Source organism: Paenibacillus periandrae (assembly GCF_022458865.1).
Classification (GTDB): Bacteria; Bacillota; Bacilli; order Paenibacillales; family NBRC-103111; genus Paenibacillus_S; species Paenibacillus_S periandrae.
This window is the reverse complement of sequence record NZ_JAJNMU010000208.1, coordinates 1-255: the sequence shown is the minus strand read 5'-3', so window position 1 is coordinate 255 and position 255 is coordinate 1. Positions and strand designations below refer to the sequence as shown.

At 36.5% G+C, this 255-nt stretch carries 1 protein-coding gene; it reads left to right on the top strand.

Annotation, left to right across the window (positions count from 1 at the left end; genetic code table 11):
• Positions 1-69 precede the first annotated feature (69 nt).
• On the top strand, positions 70-255 hold a 186-nt coding region (locus tag LRL21_RS45265), incomplete at its 3' end, for a hypothetical protein (protein ID WP_240422257.1).

Genomic DNA, 255 nt, shown 5'->3' with positions numbered 1-255 from the left:
AAAATCAAACAACGCAGTTAACACTTTATTTTTAACTTACTAACAACCATCTTGCAGGAGGTTACAATTTTGAAATCTATTAAACGGATCATGTCCTTAGTTTTATCTTTTGTGCTGATTGTATCTACAGTTTTAGGCGTCATGCCTTCCCGTAAAGCGGAGGCTGCATTGCCTACATCTATGGAGTGGATTAATAATTCAGATTGGAGTCACATAAACGCTACGCAAGTTACTGACAGTGGTTTTTCTTTATCT